11 protein-coding genes are annotated in these 20308 nt (G+C 37.2%); 4 read left to right on the plus strand and 7 right to left on the minus strand.

Features of this window, described 5'->3' with window-relative positions:
* Positions 1-76: 76 nt before the first annotated feature.
* The 4 genes from QT16_RS14560 to QT16_RS14575 all read right to left on the minus strand — a co-directional run bounded on the left by QT16_RS14560 (position 77) and on the right by QT16_RS14575 (position 8189).
* Positions 77-1543 (minus strand): DNA recombination protein RmuC, encoded by a 1467-nt coding sequence (locus QT16_RS14560; RefSeq protein WP_039488906.1) that lies wholly within the window; start codon positions 1541-1543, stop codon positions 77-79.
* Between the two features lie 876 nt (positions 1544-2419).
* Complete coding sequence (locus QT16_RS14565; RefSeq protein ID WP_039488907.1) at positions 2420-5566, minus strand: DEAD/DEAH box helicase; 3147 nt, start codon at positions 5564-5566, stop codon at positions 2420-2422.
* Positions 5567-5972: 406 nt separating this feature from the next.
* The gene (locus tag QT16_RS14570) at positions 5973-6935 is read right to left on the minus strand and encodes a transcriptional regulator (protein ID WP_039488909.1); all 963 of its coding nucleotides are present in this window, start codon (positions 6933-6935) and stop codon (positions 5973-5975) included.
* Between the two features lie 15 nt (positions 6936-6950).
* Positions 6951-8189, minus strand: a complete 1239-nt coding sequence (locus tag QT16_RS14575) for an AAA family ATPase (protein ID WP_039488911.1) — start codon at positions 8187-8189, stop codon at positions 6951-6953.
* A 773-nt stretch (positions 8190-8962) separates the two neighbouring features.
* Here QT16_RS14575 and QT16_RS14580 point away from each other — a divergent pair.
* Positions 8963-10177 (plus strand): hypothetical protein, encoded by a 1215-nt coding sequence (locus QT16_RS14580; RefSeq protein ID WP_024596523.1) that lies wholly within the window; start codon positions 8963-8965, stop codon positions 10175-10177.
* A 69-nt stretch (positions 10178-10246) separates the two neighbouring features.
* On the opposite strand, the gene QT16_RS14585 is transcribed toward QT16_RS14580, so the two are convergent.
* On the minus strand, positions 10247-11122 hold the full coding sequence (locus QT16_RS14585; RefSeq protein WP_039488913.1) for a DNA replication terminus site-binding protein: 876 nt from the start codon (positions 11120-11122) through the stop codon (positions 10247-10249).
* A gap of 953 nt (positions 11123-12075) precedes the next feature.
* On the opposite strand from QT16_RS14585, the gene QT16_RS14590 reads away from it, so the two are divergent.
* Positions 12076-13425, plus strand: a complete 1350-nt coding sequence (locus QT16_RS14590; protein WP_024596521.1) for a class II 3-deoxy-7-phosphoheptulonate synthase — start codon at positions 12076-12078, stop codon at positions 13423-13425.
* A 62-nt stretch (positions 13426-13487) separates the two neighbouring features.
* Here QT16_RS14590 and ppsR read toward each other — a convergent pair whose 3' ends face one another.
* The gene (gene ppsR / locus QT16_RS14595; protein WP_007583184.1) at positions 13488-14297 is read right to left on the minus strand and encodes a posphoenolpyruvate synthetase regulatory kinase/phosphorylase PpsR; all 810 of its coding nucleotides are present in this window, start codon (positions 14295-14297) and stop codon (positions 13488-13490) included.
* Between the two features lie 157 nt (positions 14298-14454).
* Between ppsR and ppsA the strand changes: the two genes are divergently transcribed.
* Complete coding sequence (gene ppsA / locus QT16_RS14600) at positions 14455-16830, plus strand: phosphoenolpyruvate synthase (protein ID WP_039488916.1); 2376 nt, start codon at positions 14455-14457, stop codon at positions 16828-16830.
* A 71-nt stretch (positions 16831-16901) separates the two neighbouring features.
* Here ppsA and QT16_RS14605 read toward each other — a convergent pair whose 3' ends face one another.
* Positions 16902-17111, minus strand: coding sequence for a PGPGW domain-containing protein (locus QT16_RS14605; protein WP_039488918.1), 210 nt, complete (start codon positions 17109-17111; stop codon positions 16902-16904).
* Positions 17112-17256: 145 nt separating this feature from the next.
* Here QT16_RS14605 and ydiJ point away from each other — a divergent pair, with 145 nt between their 5' ends.
* A complete protein-coding gene (gene ydiJ, locus QT16_RS14610; RefSeq protein WP_039488920.1) occupies positions 17257-20304 on the plus strand; it encodes a D-2-hydroxyglutarate dehydrogenase YdiJ in 3048 nt (1015 codons plus the stop codon).
* Positions 20305-20308 lie beyond the last annotated feature (4 nt).

Here is a 20308-nt window from a genome sequence, read left to right on the forward strand (position 1 = left end):
CCACACTACATAGGCTCTGCCTTGCCTAAATACCAAACAGACTGCTGCAAATTTAACCTTGAAAGATCAACAGACCCTAATCTAATTCTAATTGAGCACGTTCTACGCTCTCACTAGGTAGCTCTTTTTGTACCGACACACCTAGCTCTTTAAACTCTGATGCTTGTTTAATTAAATTACCTTTACCACGGTATAGCTGCGAAAATGCTTTATCATAACTTTCTTTCGCTTTATCAAGCTGCTTACCTACGCCTTCCATACTTAATAAAAAACCATTGAGCTTGTTATAAAAACGTTCCGCTCGACTTGCCAGCTCTTTTGAATATTTGGTTTGCTCTTCAAAACGCCAAAGCTGTTTAACAATATTTAAACTAGTAAGCAGGGTGGTGGGTGTAGCTACCAGTATATTTTTTTCGATTGCTTGTTGGTAAATATCGCTTTGATATTTGAGTGCTTCTACAAAAGCTGATTCTATTGGTACAAACATAACCACTACTTCTGGCGAGTTTATACCTGGCAAACGGTCGTACGATTTACTCGCAAGCTCATTAATACGCGCTGTAACGGCGTTTACATGCTCTTTAATTGCTTGATTAGCATCTAGCTCATTTTCAGCGTTCACATAGCGTGTATAGGCATTTAATGAAGTTTTAGCATCAATAACTAAGTGGCGACCTTGTGGTAAGTACACAACTACATCAGGGCGCAAGCGGCCATCTTCAGTGTTAAACGACACTTCGCGCTTATAATCAACGCCTGCACGTAAGCCAGCACTATCTAATACGTTTTCGAGCATAAGCTCGCCCCAATTACCTTGGGTTTTCTTTTGCCCTTGTAGGGCGTTACTGAGCTTGTCGGCTTGATCTGTTATAGCTTGGCTTTTAGCTTGCAAATGCAGTAGCTCGGTTTTAAGCGCAGTCCGTTGTTTTATGTCTTCAACGTGCATTGATTCCATTTTTTCTCTAAAGCCTTTTAGCTCGCCTTGAACTGGTTTTAATAATTGCTCAATGCTTTCTTGATTTAAGGTTTTAAAGCTTTGTGATTTTTCTTCTAGAATTTTATTGGCTAGGTTTTCAAACTCTTTTTTGAGCGTATTTTTACTTTGCTCAATTTGCGCGAGTTGCTCGCTAAAGTTTTGCTGTTTTTGCTCAAGGGTAGTGCGCATATTATTATATTCAACATCGCGCTGATTATATTGTTCACGAAGCGCTGTCAGCTCGCCTTCGGCTTTACGCCAAAAATGATTGTATTGAATGCTTTGTTTTTCTTGTTCGCTAAAACGCGTTTTAAAATGCTGCGCTTCATCGCGCTGCTCTTGGTGGGTATGTTCTAGCAGTTCATGATCTTCTAGCAAGGCGCTGTATTGCAGCTCTTTATTATCAAATTGGTTTTGTAACAGGGAAAGCTGTTGCTGCTGTTCGCTTATTTGTAGATGTAGTTTTTTGCGAAGCCGTGTTGATACAGCGCCGTAAAATAGGGCGCCTAAAGCAACACCAGCACCAGCGCTTAGCCAATCAATATTAGTGAGTACTTGAGTGAGCATAAAATAAACTTATAAAATTTAGAGACATGCCATCATAACCAATAACCAACAACAGAAGTAGGGGAGTTAAGAAATTACAGCCATAAAAAAACCAGCTTAAAATAAGCTGGTCAAATATTACTAAGTTAAGTAATCAAAGGGATAATCAACATCTGCCCGAGCAAGCTGCAACTTAAATACATAATCACCAAAATAACTAATATTATTAGGTGAGGCTATATAACAACAGGCATTAGAGTAGACCGGATAACAAAATAATTAATTCAAATTAATTTACGGAAGATCATTTATTTTTATTCGGGTTGATTTAAACAAATCAAATTATGGGCATAAAAAAAGCCAGTTCAAAATGAACTGGCTCAATCATTACTAAAATTAGTAACTAAATAGGGGGAATCAACATGAAAACTTGTATTAACTGCAATTAATCAACAAGCATAATAGTAGACGCGTCTTTTTTAATTAAGTTCAAAAAAAATAAAAACTTTTAAAATAAGTGCTGAACGCTAAGTTTTAGACATAAAAAAAGCCAACTCAAAATGGGCTGGCTCAATCATTACTAAAATTAGTAACTAAATAGGGAATCAACATGAAAACTTGTATTAACTGCAATTAATCAACAAGCATAATAGTAGACGCGTCTTTTTGAATTAAGTTCATAAAAAAATAAAAACTTTTAAAATAAGTGCTGCACGCTAAATTTTAGACATAAAAAAAGCCAACTCAAAATGGGCTGGCTCAATCATTACTAAAATTAGTAACTAAATGGGAAATCAACATGATGCTTGTGTTAACTGCAATTAATCAACAAGCATAATGATAGACGTCCGCTTTTTAATTAAGTTCATAAAAAGATCAAAACTTTTTAGATCTTTTTTAGTTTTTAATTAATGACAACATTTGCTGCTCATCAAACTTTGTAAAGCTCATTGATTTATCAGTAAATAATGCATCAACAAGGGCTTGCTTGTCTTGCTGCATTTTAAATACTTTTTGCTCTATTGAGTTACTCATTATGAGCTTATAAACAAATACAGGATTAGTTTGACCAATACGGTAGGCTCTATCAGTCGCTTGCTTTTCTACTGCGGGATTCCACCATGGATCAAAATGAATAACAGTATCTGCTTGTGTTAAGTTAAGGCCTGTTCCACCGGCTTTTAAGCTAATTAAAAACACGGATGTTTTACCACTGGTAAACTCGTCGATTACTTTATCTCGTTGACGCGTTTGCCCTGTAAGCATACTAAAGTTAATGTTTATTTCTTCAAGGCGTTGGGCTATTAAATCGAGAGCCGATGTAAACTGACTAAATATAATAATCTTACGACCCAGGCTTAGCATAAGCGGTAAGTGTGTTGTTAACCATTCAAGCTTAGCAGAGCCTGCTTGAGTATCTGGTTCTATTAATTTAGGGTGGCAACAAATTTGCCTTAACTTTAAAAGCGCCTCTAAAAATGCAAGCTTACTTTTTTGTGCGCCTTGTTCGGCAAATAAGTCTATTAGCTTCTCTTCTAATGAACGTGTAATGCCTTGGTACATTTCTTTTTGCTTAGGCTCAAACTCAAACTCTTTTGTAAGCTCTGTTTTTTCAGGTAACTCTTGCGCTACTTGTGCTTTAGTGCGGCGCATTATAAAGGGCATAATTAACGCTTTTAACTGCTCAGCCCTCTGCATATCAGCTTCACGCTCAATAGGCGTTTGAAAGTGCTGCTTAAAGTGCGCTTGAGACCCAAGTAACGATGGCATAGCAAAATCGAGTAACGATTTAAGCTCAAGTAAATTATTCTCGATTGGAGTACCACTTAAACAAAGTTTAAAGTCGGCATTTAAGCGTTTAACTAATCGTGAGACCTGTGCGGTATCGTTTTTAATGTATTGTGCTTCATCGAGGATTATATTTTCAAAATATAATGGCGAGTAATATGCAATATCACGCTTTAAAAGCGGGTATGTAGTAAGAATGCATTGTGCTTGTGCTAAGTGTTGTAAAGGATCGTTACGGTTTGATCCAAAAATAGTGGTTACTTTTAAACTTTTAGCAAACTTAGTAATTTCGTTTTTCCAATTACTCACCAAGCTAGTTGGGCACACTATAAGTGTAGGGCCTGCTTGAGGGCGGTTAAATGTACTCGCTAAAAATGCAATAACTTGGAGTGTTTTACCCAACCCCATGTCGTCAGCTAAAATACCACCTAATTGATGACGTTTTAAAAAGCTAAGCCAATCAACGCCTTGCTGTTGGTACTCACGAAGTGTTACTGAGTCATTTAAGCCATGTAATGAAACCTTAGGCATTGCCTTATCGGTATTATTTAACTCTTGTAAATATAGCTCAAGTGAATCGTCGTGAAGCTCTACGTTAATAGCTGTGTGCTTTACTAGTTCAGGTAAATACGAAAGCGGAATATTAAATTCGTCACGTGTTTTTACAAATTCAAAACGTTCTTTAAATTCGTTTAATAAGTTAATAGCAGACTTATTAATAACCCCAAACTGACGACCAAGCGGGTAGTAATAAAACAGTTCACTTTGGCGATTCAATGACTGATAAAGCGAATCAGCATTAGTAAACAACAGCGCTGCTTTTGCGTCACACAACAATACTTTGCAGTGCATTTGATGCCCTGCAGCACGGTGTACATGTAAACTCACTTCACACTGTGGATTAGGGCTTGTTACTTTACTTACACTGACTTGCCAACCACGCTGCTTAAAGCCAGGGAATACTTCGTATATTAGCCAATGCAAATGGATAGGAGATTGCTTTGTAAATACAAGCTCACTTTGTAAACCCCCTTTACAAAATTCAAACCCTAGATTGATTAGCTCGTTAGTTACGGTGTTTTCAAATGCGCTATTTATAGTACTTGCTGGGGCAGAACCAGCTAAATAGTTTTTATTTTTATACTTAAATAACAGCGAAAGTGATAAACCTTGCTCGCCCATTGTTACTTTTAAAACAGCATTACTAGATAGCTTAGGTAACGTTGGCTGCAAGTTTGTAGGGTGCGGTATAACACCAGCGCCAAAGTTATCTGCAAGTTGTTTATATATTCTGTCAAAATTAGCGTCATGCAAAGCAGGCATAATTTGTAAATGCGCTATTTCGTCTGCACTCAATGGTGTACGAAGACGACCCGCTTTTAAATGATCTAAATCGAGGTAAGTAGGCGGTGTTGTTTTTAATAAAGCCCAGTTTTGGGTTTGCTCGAGCTTAATAACTAATTGTGATAGATCTTTATCTTGCTCCCAACTAAAACTCAATGCTTGGCCAGATTGCGCTTTAATTGGCACGCGAGAGCGCTGAAAAAACAAGCGTTCAGTAGCTATCAATTGTTGTAGGGCACTAAAGCCCCATTGGCCTTTTAGCTCAATACTTCCTACTGCATTTTGTGAACGTATCCAGCTAAATAATCTAAAATCACTTTCGAGTAAATCATTTGGCGTTACGAAACTATTTAACTGTTGCTCTGTGAGGTTTCGGCCTAACGTGTAATTCTTTTTAGTCTCAAAATTAGCTATTTTAGGTGTTAAAAATACTTTGTTATTTTCAATATCTAATACAAATAATAATACTTGCGACGGTGTATGTTGATCACCACTTTTAAGAGCGCTTAATTCACTAAACCAATCATTAATGAAGTAATCTTCACCGTATTCACCCGAGTGCTCTATTTTAAGCTTAAACAAAATAGCAGCTAAATGTCGGCATTTGGTTTTTGCATTACACGTACAGTGTGTATCAACAGAATAACCAGTTGGTACTTTACTGATCTCAATACGTTGGTTAAATGATGATCCGTTATCCACTTGCACGGTAGAGTCTACAACAGAAAAATTAGGGGTATGCTCTAGCCAGGTGATTTGACCTTTCTTGTAGTACTCTTTGCCTTTATCTAAGACATTTTCGCGGAAAAGTTTTTTAATAAAGCGTTCAGAAAGAGGAAACTGGGTAGCCTGCTCATTTTTAATTTCTTCAAAAATAGCCATTAAATCATTTTTTGATAAGTTAGCAGACATGTCACTCTAAGCATTAAATTTTAAAAATAATTCTGCCAGTATATGCCTTATGTGCTCTGAGCTAAAGCACTATTAACAAGATATAAACTGGTTGGAGCTGATAGCTTAGTAAAAAATCGGTTTATAGGTAAAAATGAGTATAAAATTTCGCAAAATATTAGGCACTACATACAAATATAAAGATTAAACGACACGTTATAGATCACAATTTTACTAACAATAATAATAAACCAAGAGCAAATAGCTAAAAGGGGGCGATTAGTTAGTAAAAAAGTGATCTTGAAGAGGAAATATGATTATTTAAGGTAGGATTAGGCTAGTAAAGATCAGATTTTTACTAACAAAACAATCTGTCAGATCAGTATTTAACTAAGTATATATGTCTGACAGATCATTATTTAACTAACTAATTAAAGGCACTTAATAGCTTAGTTAATTGTTCTAAGCGTTTGTCTGTCATCACTTTATTGTCGATTTTGATAGACACATCACCACTTTTTAAATTGCGTTGTACCGATACAAACTTATTTTCAAGTACAGCTTCACGCTTAACAGCAACTTGAGGCTCAGCAGTTAGGCATTTGGTGATTGCCATTGCACGCTTGTCGTCACTTGTAATGGCGTTTAGCTCTTCATCACTAGCTAGGTCACTAACAAGTTGATTAAACGTCTCTTGGTCTCTCTCCTTTGCGCTCATGAGCTTTTTAGCCACTTCGCGACCCACGTGATTCGCAGTAGGGTAGAGTGCAATAACTTCAGCAGGTATTTGTTCATACGCTTTAACAGCATCAGCAATGGCGGTGTGTGATACACCTTCAATTGCAGCAATCTCTCTGTAAGATCCTTTTTTACCTTGTTCAATAAGCTCATTTTTAGTTTGCTGGTAAGCTTGTCCTAGCTCCCATAAACTTGGAGCGATATATTGATCTGAAGATACAGCTAAAATTTTAGCGTCTTGCTCAGTAAAGTCACTTGAACTAAGTACTAAATAATCGGCGTTACCTAAAATACAGGCCATACGACGGCGAGAACCTGCTAAAACTAGGCTTTTATCACCCTGATCCCAAAGTAACGCAGGGTGCTGATTACGGCCATCCTCTGCAATGGCAGGTAGAATATCCGATACTGACTTTTCGTTAAGAAGTGCTTGTACACGGCGATTTTTACCGTACACACCTGTTGTAGATTCAATGTCAGCGTGTGCGATCACTTTGCAAACAAGTGTAATTTGGCGCTCAGGATCGCTCGGTGCTGGCATGCGAATTACATCACCAGCATTTGCTTGTTCAAGTAATGCGTCAAGGCTACTACTTCCTACAGCTGTTGCAAATGGATCTAAGCGGGTGTCATTTTTACGTTTTTTAGCCATTTTTATTTAACATCCTTACTTAGGGGTATTGAGTGTTGATTGAGTTGACTGCCAATTTGAACGAATAAGCATTTCTAGCTCATCGACCACATCTTTAATATTTTCTTGAGCGCGCATTAGTGATTCACGGCTTGCTAAGCTGTCTGACGCTTTTTGATCAAAAATAGTATTGAAAGACGAAGAGCTAGCAGTAATCGCCGAGCTGTGGTTGATTGGGTAACTCATAACTTGGCGACCAAATGCACTACGAACATCTTTAACAATATCGCGCTGTGAGTGATTACCTTTTACATAGTTAGTCACTAAAAACTGCATAAAGTCCCATCCCTCATGGCCAAGTGCCGCAACGGTATGGTAAATCTCACCTAGTCGTTTTAAATATTTATTATTAGCATCAAAGTCTACAGCTTCTGGATGAACAGGGATAAGCATCGCAGTAGAAGCCATTAATGCATTATAAAACATAAAGTTAAGAGTTGGAGCTGTATCTATTAATATAATATCAAACTCGTCTTTAACAGGCTCAATTACTTTTTCAAGTAACTTATGGTAATGACGAGTTTGCTCATAATTTGAGGTGTCTTTGAGTAATGTTGCAGTTTCGTGCTCAAAATAAAAATCGTCCATACCTGATGGTAGTACACGAATATTTGGGATGTGCGTTGATAAAAATGAGTTTGAAACAAATTCAGGCCATGTTTCGCCCTCATCTAAATCTATACAATCACGCATTAAATCACCAACAGTAATTGGGTCATGCTCGCTTGAAGGAAAAAAGCTTGAAGAAGAACCTTGAGGATCTAAATCAATTATACCAATGCGATAGCGCTTAATATTTGTAGTTGCCAGGGCTGCTGCAATATTAACCATGCTAGTTGTTTTGCCACAGCCACCTTTGAGAGAATTAATGACAATAACTTGCAGTTTGTCATCACCAGTACGATGATCTGGTTTAATATCCATAATATCAGCCATAGCAAAAATGTTTACTAATGTGTAAGCATAATGACCATTGGCGCCGCGTTTTATGTTTAAATCATCAAAGTCACCGTTGTCATGACGTCTTTTTAAAGTACGATTATTACAACCTAATAAATCGGCAGCTGCTTTTTGCGTATAAGTTCTTAATTCTTTTTCTTCTGATTTAAGATGAGCACGATAGTGCTGAATACGACCTTCTAATGATTTTTCAGCTACTTCGGCAGTTGCTTTTAAAAGCCGGTAGGTACTTAACGCGTTATTATTGATAGACATACTTTCTTCCTCAAAGTTAGGCAGTTAGTATAATGTCCATTCAAATTGCTGTAAACAACTATTTAAGACGACATGCATTTTAAAAAGAAGACATTTAAAAATACTTTTACACCTTTAATATTGCTTAGTATAAATAAAGAAGTTTAAAGGTGGTTAAATATATAAGGTAGTAAAGGTTAAGGGCCTTAAATTAACACATAACATTATGATTAATATAAACAATATAAAAAAAAGCAGATCAGCGTTATACTTGGTTAAGATCAGATCTTTATCTACCTGCAGATCACCTTTTTACTAAGCCTTCTTTTTTAAATCAAGTTATGCACAGGTTGCGCATAAGGTTATGAACAAAAAGAGCCCTTGAGATCAATTTTTTACTAAGTAAATTATAAAGTTATGCACTAACCTTAGCGTCAATAGGTTCGTTTAATTAGTATAGATCTGATCTGTACTTGGTACAGATCAGATCTATGCTAACTCGATAAGCCTTTATCCACAGGGATATTAATTTTATTATGAATTTGTCGTGCTAAATTTTAAAATAAAGCCATTGTGATGGACAAAATAACAGCTGAGTTAGTAAAAAACAGATTTGTGATGACCCAGTTAGTAAAAATATGATCTGAAATCGCAAGTTATATACATTACTTAGTATAATAGTGATCTAAACGTTTTATTTAAAGTCAGATCACTTTTATACTAACTTAAACATTTAACTTTTGTTGTTTAATGTGTTGTTATTAGATGTCGCAATAAAAATGGAAATAAGAACAATGAGCCGAAAGGTCAACATCTCGGTAGATAATTTGCCCGATACACTCAGGGGCCAAATCCACGGGGTGGAAAGTGCAATTGATAACGAAAGTTTAGCACTATTTACAGACAACAAAGACGTGCGAATTTCTATTGAAAATGCAGCTCATGGTTTACGTGCATATTCAAACACGTTTAATCATTATGATTTGTGGGGACGCTTTGTACGCTCGGGCTATAAAAAATTGCCACTTGAAGAAGCGCCTAAAAAAACAATCATTACGCGTAAAATATCAGAGAAAGTAGATGGTATTTTATACGATGGTGAGATAAAAATTACCCCTGCTGTTGTCAGTACTCGTAAGGATGGCGAAGATATTGAGTATCTTGTTTGGCCATCGGACAGAGAAGAAAAAGTAGAACGAGCACTTATTCGTTTAGCTTCTAAAGGCAAAATAGTTAAAATTAATTTTAAGTCCGGTATTCAATACGCAGTTGTTTTTTCTATGAACGAATTAGCGCAAGAGCTCAAAGCGGTAGGGCAGTCAATGCCATATCCTGCAATTAAAGAGTCACTTGAAGCATTGCAAGGTTCTAAACTTTCATTTAAATATTCAGCAACCGATACTAAAAACTCCGATATAGATGATTCGTTTTACGAGTCAAATATGAACTTTTTATCGTCACTTCACTTTAGTGGCAAAAAAGGTCAAGGTGGTAATGTAAAGTGTGTGGCCTGTTTAAATGCGTTCGTTCATAACATGATTGATAACCTTGAATACAAAGGATATTACTTTAATAGTGCACAAGAATTAAAACGGGGATTGTCGCGTTGGATGATGCTTCGTTTGTATCACCTTTGGCGTTATGCAGCTCCAGGTAAAACGTATCATTTTAGATTACTTTCTATTATGGAAAAATACGGATCTATTTATTCAACTGATGATATTACGGAAAATAAATTAAAAGCGCTTCGTCGTGATATGACCACCACAATGAAAGATTTGATTGAAAAAGGTGCTATATCAGAATACAGCATTACAAACGTCAAAGATGACAAAACTGGTAACATTATTGATTACACATACGAAATGCACCCCTCTGATCAGTTTTGCGATGAAATACTTACATTGAACAAACACAACAAACGCATTGAGATTCAAGGCGGTAAACGTATTGTTGAAAATGCAGTGTTAATTGATGAAGATAAAATAGAAGAGATAGTAGAAAAATAATAAACGTTATTTTAAATACTGTACATATTTACTAAAAAGGCCACATATTGTGGCCTTTTAACATAATAGCTATCGGTCAACTTGTTCTAAATATAGCCTATCAACTAGAAAATCATACTCACGTTTTCGAGGATGAGCTTCGGGTTTTTTATAATCAGGTAAGATACCTAGTTTAACGTCTGGTTCTGGATTAATCAGAATAAATGGTAATGCGGCGCTCACATGATAGCGGTTTTGTGCTGTGTATCTCACATTAACTTGAGGGCTTACGCGAGTAGGGCGACGAATTCTTAATTTTTCCTTTTCACCTAAACTAGCAACCCGTAATTGTTCTTGAGCTACAAGTGATTGCCATTTTTGTTGATCTATCATTCTTGGATTTCGATAACTGGCCGATTTGTCGAGCATTTCGAGGGCCATTTTTTTAGTCAACGTTTTAGTTGCGTGCTTGTGCATCCAAGTAAACCTAACGGAAAATGGTGATTCGCTCTCACTGTGAATCTTACGATAAGCAGCAAGTGTTATTAAATTTGGTATTGCATTATGAACAGCCTCAAATCGGGCATCGTTATTATCAATTGCCAATATACACTCTTTGAAACTAGCTTTAGCTTTGTTAACTTGTGCTATACGATTATTTAAAGCTTGTTTATCTGCATTTTTAATAACAAGTAAACCAGGGTGCCTTTTTAACACGCGACTGCTTAAGCCCGATTTTTTATAAATGTCAGAAAAGGAGTTTAAAATTGCCTTTTGAGCCGGCGCTCCAGTTATTTTAGAGACAAGTATGGACTCAGGAACCTTATTTTCATCTAAACTACTTACATCAGGTAACTGATAGTACTCTGCTCTGGAAAACTCACATTCATTTAATTCCTCAATTAACCTTAAAGTTAATTCGTTCATTAAATCAAACTGACTCCTAATTTGCACTTTAGTAACCACGGCACACCTCAAAGAACACATCTTACTAATGCTATATTATTGCATGCACTTTGCATTGAGTAAATACTTAATAAAATAATACTCGATGTCCAGATAGCATTAAAAACAAATTGTGTATGATGTGTTCTTACTGGAGTAAATGATTCTACTTATTCCTGTAATTTAGTAGTGTTTTATTGATTAAAGGGTTAGTCCGCTTAGAGCTTAATTGCCCATGTAGTGTAATAAATGAGGGATGTAAAATGAACTTGGTGCGGTTAAGCTCTAAATAATAGTGTTGGTTTTGGTTGTTTCTCTAATTAGTTATTAATATTATAACGTGTTTTAACTATGGGTTTATCATCCAAAAGCTCAGCTTGTCGTACATGCTTTTTACATGAGAGCCATTTAAGGCATCACTGGCAGTTAAGTTTTTAGTTATCACAACTTGCTAAATAACGCTGGCGGCAGGGTGGGAAGATGAGGGGGGATCAGCAGATTAACCTCGTGTCAGTTGTAAGTATATTCTGGCAAGAGAATAATCAACAGCGTTATTCTACTAGGTTTAAAGTGCATATAAATGAGCAACACAAAATCCCTTATCATATATTTAGACCTGCACATAGCCCCTGTTAATTAATAATTAATTTATCGTGTAAAGTTAAGATTACATTTAATGCAATTTATGTATGATGTGTTCTTAAGTAAAATACATATAATATACCCTTGTGCCTTATTTATTCTCAATGTGTTAAAATTGAAACTAATTAACTCTAATTGTTTGTTTTAAATCACTTTAGTTTATTTGAAATAAAACTAAAGTGATTGTTATATAACCACCTGAGTTAAGTAAAATTACTTTTATACTTAACTCATAACTAAATAATTGGAAAATAGTGAATTTAGTCCTTGAACATAGGGGTCTGCATACGTTAATTTCTTCTTATCAGGTAATGTAGGAATGAGGAAAAATTATGTCATCGTGGAACCCAAATAGCTGGAGAGAGCTGCCAATACTGCAGCAGCCACAGTACCCAGATCAAGAAATACTTAAATCAGTTGAAGGCCAATTAAAAACGGCTCCGCCTCTAGTTTTTGCAGAAGAAACAAGAAGCCTATTCAAACAACTTGAAGATGTGTGCGAAGGCCGTGCATTTTTACTTCAAGGTGGTGACTGTGCCGAGTCGTTTAGCGATTTTAATGCCGCTAATATTCGCGATACATTCAAAACAATTTTACAGATGGCTGTTGTATTAACTTATGGCGGTAAATGCCCTGTAGTTAAAATAGCGCGTATGGCTGGTCAATACGCTAAACCTCGTTCAGCAGACTTAGAAACAATTAATGGCGTGTCTTTACCATCTTACCGTGGCGACATCATTAATAATATTGAGTTTACAGAAGAAGCGCGCATTCCAGACCCACAACGTTTAATGACTGCATACCATCATAGTGCCGCTACGTTAAACTTATTACGTGCATTTGCACAAGGTGGCCTAGCCGATCTTCATCAGGTTAACCGCTGGAACATGGGCTTTGTTGCTGCAAATCCACTTAAAGAAAAATACCAACAACTTGCAGATAAAATTCAAGACGCACTAGAGTTTATGGAAGTGTGCGGAATTAACTCTACAATTGCGCCAAGCTTAAAAGAAACCGATTTATACACTTCTCACGAAGCTTTACTACTTGGTTACGAAGAGGCACTAACACGTCGCGACCATTTATCAGGTGATTGGTACGATTGTTCTGCTCACTTTGTTTGGATTGGTGAACGTACACGCCAACTAGACCATGCACATATTGAGTTCTTTAAAGGCATTAAAAACCCAATTGGTGTTAAAGTTGGCCCAGGTATGGACCCAGACGACCTAATTCGTTTAATTGACGCATTAAACCCAGATAACATTCCTGGTCGTTTAACGCTAATTACACGTATGGGTGCAGACGTACTGCCAGAAAAACTCCCAGCACTAGTAAGAAGAGTTCAACAAGAAGGCCGAAAAGTAATTTGGAGTTCTGATCCAATGCACGGTAATACTGAAAAAGCGACATCGGGTTACAAAACGCGTAATTTCGATAATATCATGCGCGAGATCAGTCAATTCTTCGCTGTACACAAAGCTGAAGGTTCATACGCAGGTGGTGTTCACCTAGAAATGACAGGTCAGCACGTAACAGAATGTACAGGCGGTGCTTACGGTTTATCTGACGATGACCTAGCGCAGCGTTACAAAACACAGTGTGATCCACGCCTTAACGCCGACCAAGTATTAGAGTTAGGCTTTTTAGTCGCTGATTTACTAAAGGACGCACGTAAATAATATTTATTGATACAAAAAAACCGCTTAGTTGCGGTTTTTTTATTTCAAATTTGATGACTAAGTTAGTACTTACGTCGCTCCAAGTCTGTCTCTATCAGTATTTTTGCAGAAATTTCTTCAACAGAATGATGCGTAGAATTAAAGTAAGCTATTTTGTGACGCTTATACAACATTTCTACTTCGCGCACCTCAATACGGCACTGTTTAATTGAAGCATACTTAGAGTTAGCCATACGTCGATGCCTTATAGCCGCAAGCCTCTCTGGGTCAATCGTTAGTCCAAATAACTTATGTTTATAAGGGACTAAACATTTAGGCAAACCTTCATTATCTAAATCTTCTTCAGTAATAGGGTAGTTAGCTGCTTTAATGCCGTACTGCAGTGCTAAGTATAAGCTTGTCGGTGTTTTACCACTTCTGCTAACGCCAATTAAAATGATGTCTGCTTCGGAAAAGTTTTTAATATTTCCGCCATCATCATTCATAAGAGCATAGTTAACCGCATCAATTCTAAAATCATAACTTTTTTCGTGGATAGAATGCGTACGATGCATTTTTGGAACAGGGGCTACATTGAGTTCTTTTTCTATTTTTTCGCTATACGTAGTTAAAAAATCATACGTAACTGCATCAGCCGATTTTATAATTTCACTTAAATTGTGATTCACAAAAGTAAAAAACACGAAAGGCTTTTCACCTGTTTTTGCAGCGGTTGCATTAATTAAAGCTTTAATTTCGTGCGCTTTTTCTTCAGTTTCTACAAATGGAATTGTTTTATGATTAAAATCGATAGGAAACAACGACAAAGTCGCATGCCCAAACACCTCTGAAGTAATTGCTGTTCCATCTGATATATAAAAAGCAGTTCTCATAATTAACCTTTTTATTGCGTTTAAATCCCTAAAATGGGTTTCCCACGGTTTACGTGAGGACTGTTGCCAGTGTAGAATGATGACGACCTTTATAAAAGGTTTTCTTTCTTAACTCTCACAGTTAGACCTACAATTTGTTTTTTTTGGAGAAAGATCCGTGCAAGAATACGTTCTCTGGTATCAAGAGCTTGGTATGCAAGATGTTCCTCGAGTTGGCGGTAAAAACGCGTCACTTGGCGAAATGATTTCAAACCTCGCAAACGCAGGTGTACAAGTACCGGGTGGTTTTGCAACTACCGCAGATGCTTTTAATGAGTTTCTAGATCAATCAGGACTCACCGCCAAAATTCATGACATCTTAGATACACTTGATGTTGATGATGTAAATACACTCGCTAAAGTCGGTGCCGATATCCGCCAATGGATAATCGACACACCATTCCAACCAAACCTAGATCAAGCCATTCGCGACGCATATAGCCAACTCCATGGCGATACTGCAGCAGATGTTTCATTTGCAGTACGTTCATCAGCTACCGCTGAAGATATGCCAGATGCATCATTCGCAGGCCAACAAGAAACTTTCCTTAACGTTGTCGGTATCGATTCAGTCATGGTCGCTATTAAACACGTATTTGCTTCATTATTTAACGACCGCGCAATCTCATATCGTGTTCACCAAGGTTACGATCACCGTGGTGTAGCGTTATCAGCAGGTATACAGCGCATGGTACGTTCAGATAAGTCAGCATCTGGCGTAATGTTTAGTATTGATACAGAGTCTGGTTTTGAAGACGTTGTATTTATTACATCAAGCTATGGCTTAGGTGAAATGGTTGTACAGGGCGCGGTTAACCCTGATGAATTTTATGTTCATAAACCAACACTCCTTAAAAACAAACCTTCAGTAGTACGTCGTAATATTGGCTCTAAAGCCATTCAAATGATTTACTCAGAAGACAAAGCACACGGTAAGCAAGTAGACATCGTAGATGTTGACCCTGAGCTTTCTAATAAATTTTCGATTACAGATAAAGAAGTGCAAGATCTTGCCAAACAAGCTGTAATCATTGAAAAACATTACGGTCGTCCTATGGACATCGAATGGGCAAAAGACGGAAACGACGGCAAACTATATATAGTTCAAGCACGTCCAGAAACTGTCCGCTCAAACGAAGACTCAAACGTAATGGAACGTTTTCAATTAAATGGCACAAGTAATGTACTTGTTGAAGGCCGTGCAATTGGTCACAAAATTGGTAGCGGTGTTGTACGTGTTCTTGATTCAATCAAAGAAATGGATCAGGTACAAGTAGGCGATATTTTAGTTACCGATATGACCGACCCTGATTGGGAACCAATCATGAAACGTGCAGCAGCGATTGTTACAAATCGTGGTGGCCGTACGTGTCACGCGGCAATCATCGCACGCGAACTTGGTATTCCTGCAGTTGTTGGTTGTGGTAATGCAACTGATTTAATTAAAGCGGGACAAGAAGTAACAGTATCGTGCGCCGAAGGCGATACTGGCTTTATTTACGAAGGTATTTTAGATTTTGAAATACTAACGTCACGCGTTGATAAAATGCCAGAACTACCAATGAAAGTCATGATGAACGTGGGTAACCCCGATCGCGCCTTTGACTTTGCACGCTTACCGCATGCAGGTGTTGGCCTTGCGCGAGTTGAATTTATTATCAACCGTATGATTGGCGTTCACCCTAAAGCGTTATTAAATTTTGATGCGCAAACAGATGCATTAAAAGCAGAAATTACTGACATGATTGCCGGTTACGAATCACCAGTAGAGTTTTACATAACAAAACTGGTTGAAGGTATTTCAACGCTTGGTTGTGCTTTTGCACCGGAGCGTGTAATTGTGCGTATGTCTGATTTTAAATCAAACGAATACGCAAACCTAGTTGGTGGCCAGCAATACGAGCCAGAAGAAGAAAACCCAATGATTGGTTTTCGTGGCGCCGCACGTTATATCTCTGAAGACTTCCGCGATTGTTTTGCACTAGAATGTGAAGCTATAAAACGCGTAAGAAACGACATGGATATGGCAAACATTGAAATCATGATCCCATTCGTACGTACCCTTGAAGAAGGTAAACGCGTAATTGAATTACTAGAAGAGCATGGCCTTAAACGTGGTGAAAATGGTCTTAAAGTAATCATGATGTGTGAGCTGCCTTCAAATGCATTACTTGCTGATGAATTTTTAGAAATGTTTGATGGTTTTTCTATCGGCTCTAACGATTTAACACAGTTAACGCTTGGTCTTGATCGTGATTCAGGTTTAATCGCACATTTATTTGATGAGCGTAACCCAGCAATTAAAAAACTACTTTCTATGGCAATTAAAACAGCTAAAGAAAAAGGCAAGTACGTAGGTATTTGTGGTCAAGGTCCTTCAGATCACGAAGACTTTGCAGCATGGTTAGTAGAGCAGGGCATTGACTCTGTTTCACTAAACCCAGACACAGTAATAGAAACATGGTTATACCTAGCTAAAAAATTAGCAAAGTAATAAATAGGTAAGCTATAAAAAATGCCAGCAATGTATTGCTGGCATTTTTTTTATACCTAATTAAAAGTAAGTTAACGGGCTAATTTTTTATCTAAATAAGCACATGATTTAGTTAACGCCTTTTGACAAAGTGATAAGTAATGTCGCGCTTTAGGATAGTAAAACGAAAAACACAATAAACCCGCCATAAAAAATATAAGCGATGGGCCAGGGACGATCGCAAAAAATAATCCTAGCAAAATAAATAACACGCCACTGATCTGTAATAGTAATTTTTTCATATAACACGCCTCATTACTCGTTAACTTGAGTATAATTTAAGCTGCATTAAAATTGACTAAAAGAGTGTTACAAACTGTAAAATCTTCAATTTCTATTCGCCATCACCATGATATAATTAGTCAAATGCCCTAAAATATCGCCGTCATGATAGCAACAATTACACAGCAAGATGCCGCGACAGAACTTGTCGCAAATTACCTAAATACCATTGCAAGCCAAGGTTTTAGTGGAGATACCGATGCAAGTTATGCAACGCGTATTACTGCTTCAACCGATAACAGTGTGTATCAGGAAATACCCCAAGGTGTTATTTTTCCAAAAAATGAAAAAGATATTCAACTCGCACTGCAAACTGCATCTCGCGACCCATTTTTATCATTAACTTTTGGGCCTCGTGGTGGCGGAACAGGTACTAACGGTCAATCGTTAACACCAGGTATTGTTGTAGATTTGTCTCGCTATATGCGCGAAATCCTCGAAATAAATGTAGAAGAAGGCTGGGTACGCGTTCAAACTGGCGTAATAAAAGATCAACTTAATGACTTTTTAAAACCTTATGGTTTTTTCTTCTCGCCCGATTTATCTACCAGTAACAGGGCAACTATTGGTGGCATGATAAGTACTGACGCATCGGGGCAAGGTTCGTTAGTTTACGGAAAAACAAGCGATCATGTTTTAGGGCTTACAACTTATTTAGTCGATGGCACACCTATGTGCACCTCACCAATAGACATCGACAAAGCAAAAATTATAGCCGAGCAAGACTCTCTAATTGGTAGTTTATATAAAACAGTTTTAGATATTTCAGTTAATGAACGCGCAGCTATTTTAGCTAAGTTTCCACGGTTAAATAGGTTTTTAACCGGCTACGACCTAGAGCATGTGCTAAGTGATGACTTACTTACTTTTGACATGAGCCGCTTAATAACGGGTTCAGAAGGCTCATTAGGTATAGTAACTGAAGCTAAATTAAACCTAACGCCTATTGCCGAATTTAAAACCCTTATAAATATCAAGTACGATAGTTTTGACTCAGCACTTCGTCATTCACCGTTTTTAGTTGATGCACGCGCAACATCGGTAGAAACCGTTGATAGCAAAGTTTTAAACTTAGCGCGTGAAGACATCATTTGGAATTTAGTATCGGACTTAATAACCGACGTACCAAATAAAGATATGCAAGGCCTTAACATGGTCGAGTTTAATGCAGTATCAAACGATGATATAAAAGACAAAGTAGACACGCTTTGTAAGCTTCTAGATGAATGCGTAGCAAATCAAACTAATGGCGTTATTGGTTATCAGTTAACCAGTGATAAAAGCGATATACTAAAAATTTACGCAATGCGTAAAAAATCAGTGGGTTTATTAGGTAATGTAAAAGGCAGTCAAAAACCACTCGCCTTTGCAGAAGACACTGCAGTACCCCCTGAAAATTTAGCAGATTATATTGTCGAATTTAGAGCATTACTCGACAGCCATAATTTACAATATGGTATGTTTGGCCATGTTGATGCAGGCGTTTTACACGTACGCCCAGCACTTGATATGTGCGACCCAGAACAAGAAAAACTACTTAGAACTATTTCAGATCAGGTCGTAAAACTAACCGCTAAGTACGGCGGTTTAATGTGGGGCGAACACGGTAAAGGTTACCGAAGTGAATATAGTCCTGAATTTTTTGGTGAGCATTTATATACGCAGCTTCGTAAAATAAAAACAGCTTTCGATCCTAACAACCGCATAAACCCCGGTAAAATATGTACTCCTATCGATAGTGAAGACTCACTAGTTAGTGTTGATGGACAAAAGAGATCGCACTTCGATAAGCAAATATCAATAGAAGTTAAAACCAGTTTTAACAATGCAATGACCTGTAATGGTAATGGCATATGCTTTAATTACGATGAAAATTCACCTATGTGTCCATCGTATAAAGTAACCGGCGATCGTCGTAATTCACCAAAAGGTCGCGCAAGTTTAATGCGCGAATGGCTTCGTTTACAAGAGTCAAAAAATGTAGATTTACTCGAAGTAGAAAAGCAGCTTAACAAAGGTGAAGTAATCACCTGGTGGGAACGTTTCGTTCACAGCCGCGAAAAACGAAAAGGTATTTACGACTTTTCTCACGAAGTAAAAGCGTCAATGGATGAATGTTTAGCATGTAAAGCATGTACAACTGCTTGCCCAATTAAAGTAGATGTTCCTACTTTTCGGTCGCGCTTTTTAAATTATTATCATAGTTATTATGCGCGTCCGCTAAAAGATTACCTTGTTGGTAACATAGAAAACAGCGCGCCATTAATGGCAAAGTTTGCAAAAGTTATAAACCCAATTGTTAAAACATCATTAGTAAGTAATGTTATTAAAAAAACAGTTGGCTATGTTGATACACCACAGTTAAGTATTCCTGCACTTTCAAAGCGTATTACTAAAACACAAAAATTTGATTTTGATTTATTAAATAAATTAAATGCAGAGCAACAAAGTGAATATGTATTAATAGTACAAGACCCATTTACGAGCTTTTACGAAGCCGAACTAGTAGAAAGTTTTATTACTTTAATAACCCAACTTGGCAAAAAACCAATGCTATTACCTTTTAAACCAAATGGTAAACCGCAACACGTAAAAGGTTTTTTGCATGAATTTAAAGTTACAGCTAAAAATGCAGCTGAGTTTTTAAATAAATTAAATGATATTAATGCACCGCTAGTCGGTTTAGATGCGTCACTCGTTATGTGCTACCGCGATGAATATAATACAATTTTAGAAAATAACCGTGGTGAATTTAATGTGCAACTTGCCCATGAATGGCTCGAAACACAATCGTTCAAATCACTAAGCGCAAAGCAAAATACAGATACCGAATTTACATTACTGAGTCACTGTACTGAAACAACTGCACTGCCAAAAGCAGCAAATGTTTGGCAAACAATTTTCAGTGATATTGGTTTAACATTAAAAACAACAAATACAGGTTGCTGTGGAATGGCGGGAACTTATGGCCACGAAGCACAAAATCAGGATAACTCACGTGCACTTTACGAAATGAGTTGGAAACCAATTGTAGATAAAAATAAACCAGAGCAACTTTTATCTACGGGCTTTTCTTGTCGTAGCCAAGTTAAACGTTTTGAGAAATTTAAACCAAAACACCCAATTGAATTACTAGCACAGGTTCTTAGATAACTTT

The organism is Pseudoalteromonas distincta, from assembly GCF_000814675.1.
Taxonomy (GTDB): domain Bacteria; phylum Pseudomonadota; class Gammaproteobacteria; order Enterobacterales; family Alteromonadaceae; genus Pseudoalteromonas; species Pseudoalteromonas distincta.

Bases quoted from the DNA above. Each gene is read 5' to 3' on its own strand.
- QT16_RS14565 (WP_039488907.1), bottom strand. From the start codon at position 5,566: ATGTCTGCTAACTTATCAAAAAATGATTTAATGGCTATTTTTGAAGAA.
- QT16_RS14570 (WP_039488909.1), bottom strand. From the start codon at position 6,935: ATGGCTAAAAAACGTAAAAATGACACCCGCTTAGATCCATTTGCAACA.
- ydiJ (WP_039488920.1), top strand. From the start codon at position 17,257: ATGATAGCAACAATTACACAGCAAGATGCCGCGACAGAACTTGTCGCA.
- QT16_RS14605 (WP_039488918.1), bottom strand. From the start codon at position 17,111: ATGAAAAAATTACTATTACAGATCAGTGGCGTGTTATTTATTTTGCTA.
- QT16_RS14560 (WP_039488906.1), bottom strand. From the start codon at position 1,543: ATGCTCACTCAAGTACTCACTAATATTGATTGGCTAAGCGCTGGTGCT.
- ppsR (WP_007583184.1), bottom strand. From the start codon at position 14,297: ATGAGAACTGCTTTTTATATATCAGATGGAACAGCAATTACTTCAGAG.
- QT16_RS14575 (WP_039488911.1), bottom strand. From the start codon at position 8,189: ATGTCTATCAATAATAACGCGTTAAGTACCTACCGGCTTTTAAAAGCA.
- QT16_RS14590 (WP_024596521.1), top strand. From the start codon at position 12,076: ATGTCATCGTGGAACCCAAATAGCTGGAGAGAGCTGCCAATACTGCAG.
- QT16_RS14580 (WP_024596523.1), top strand. From the start codon at position 8,963: ATGAGCCGAAAGGTCAACATCTCGGTAGATAATTTGCCCGATACACTC.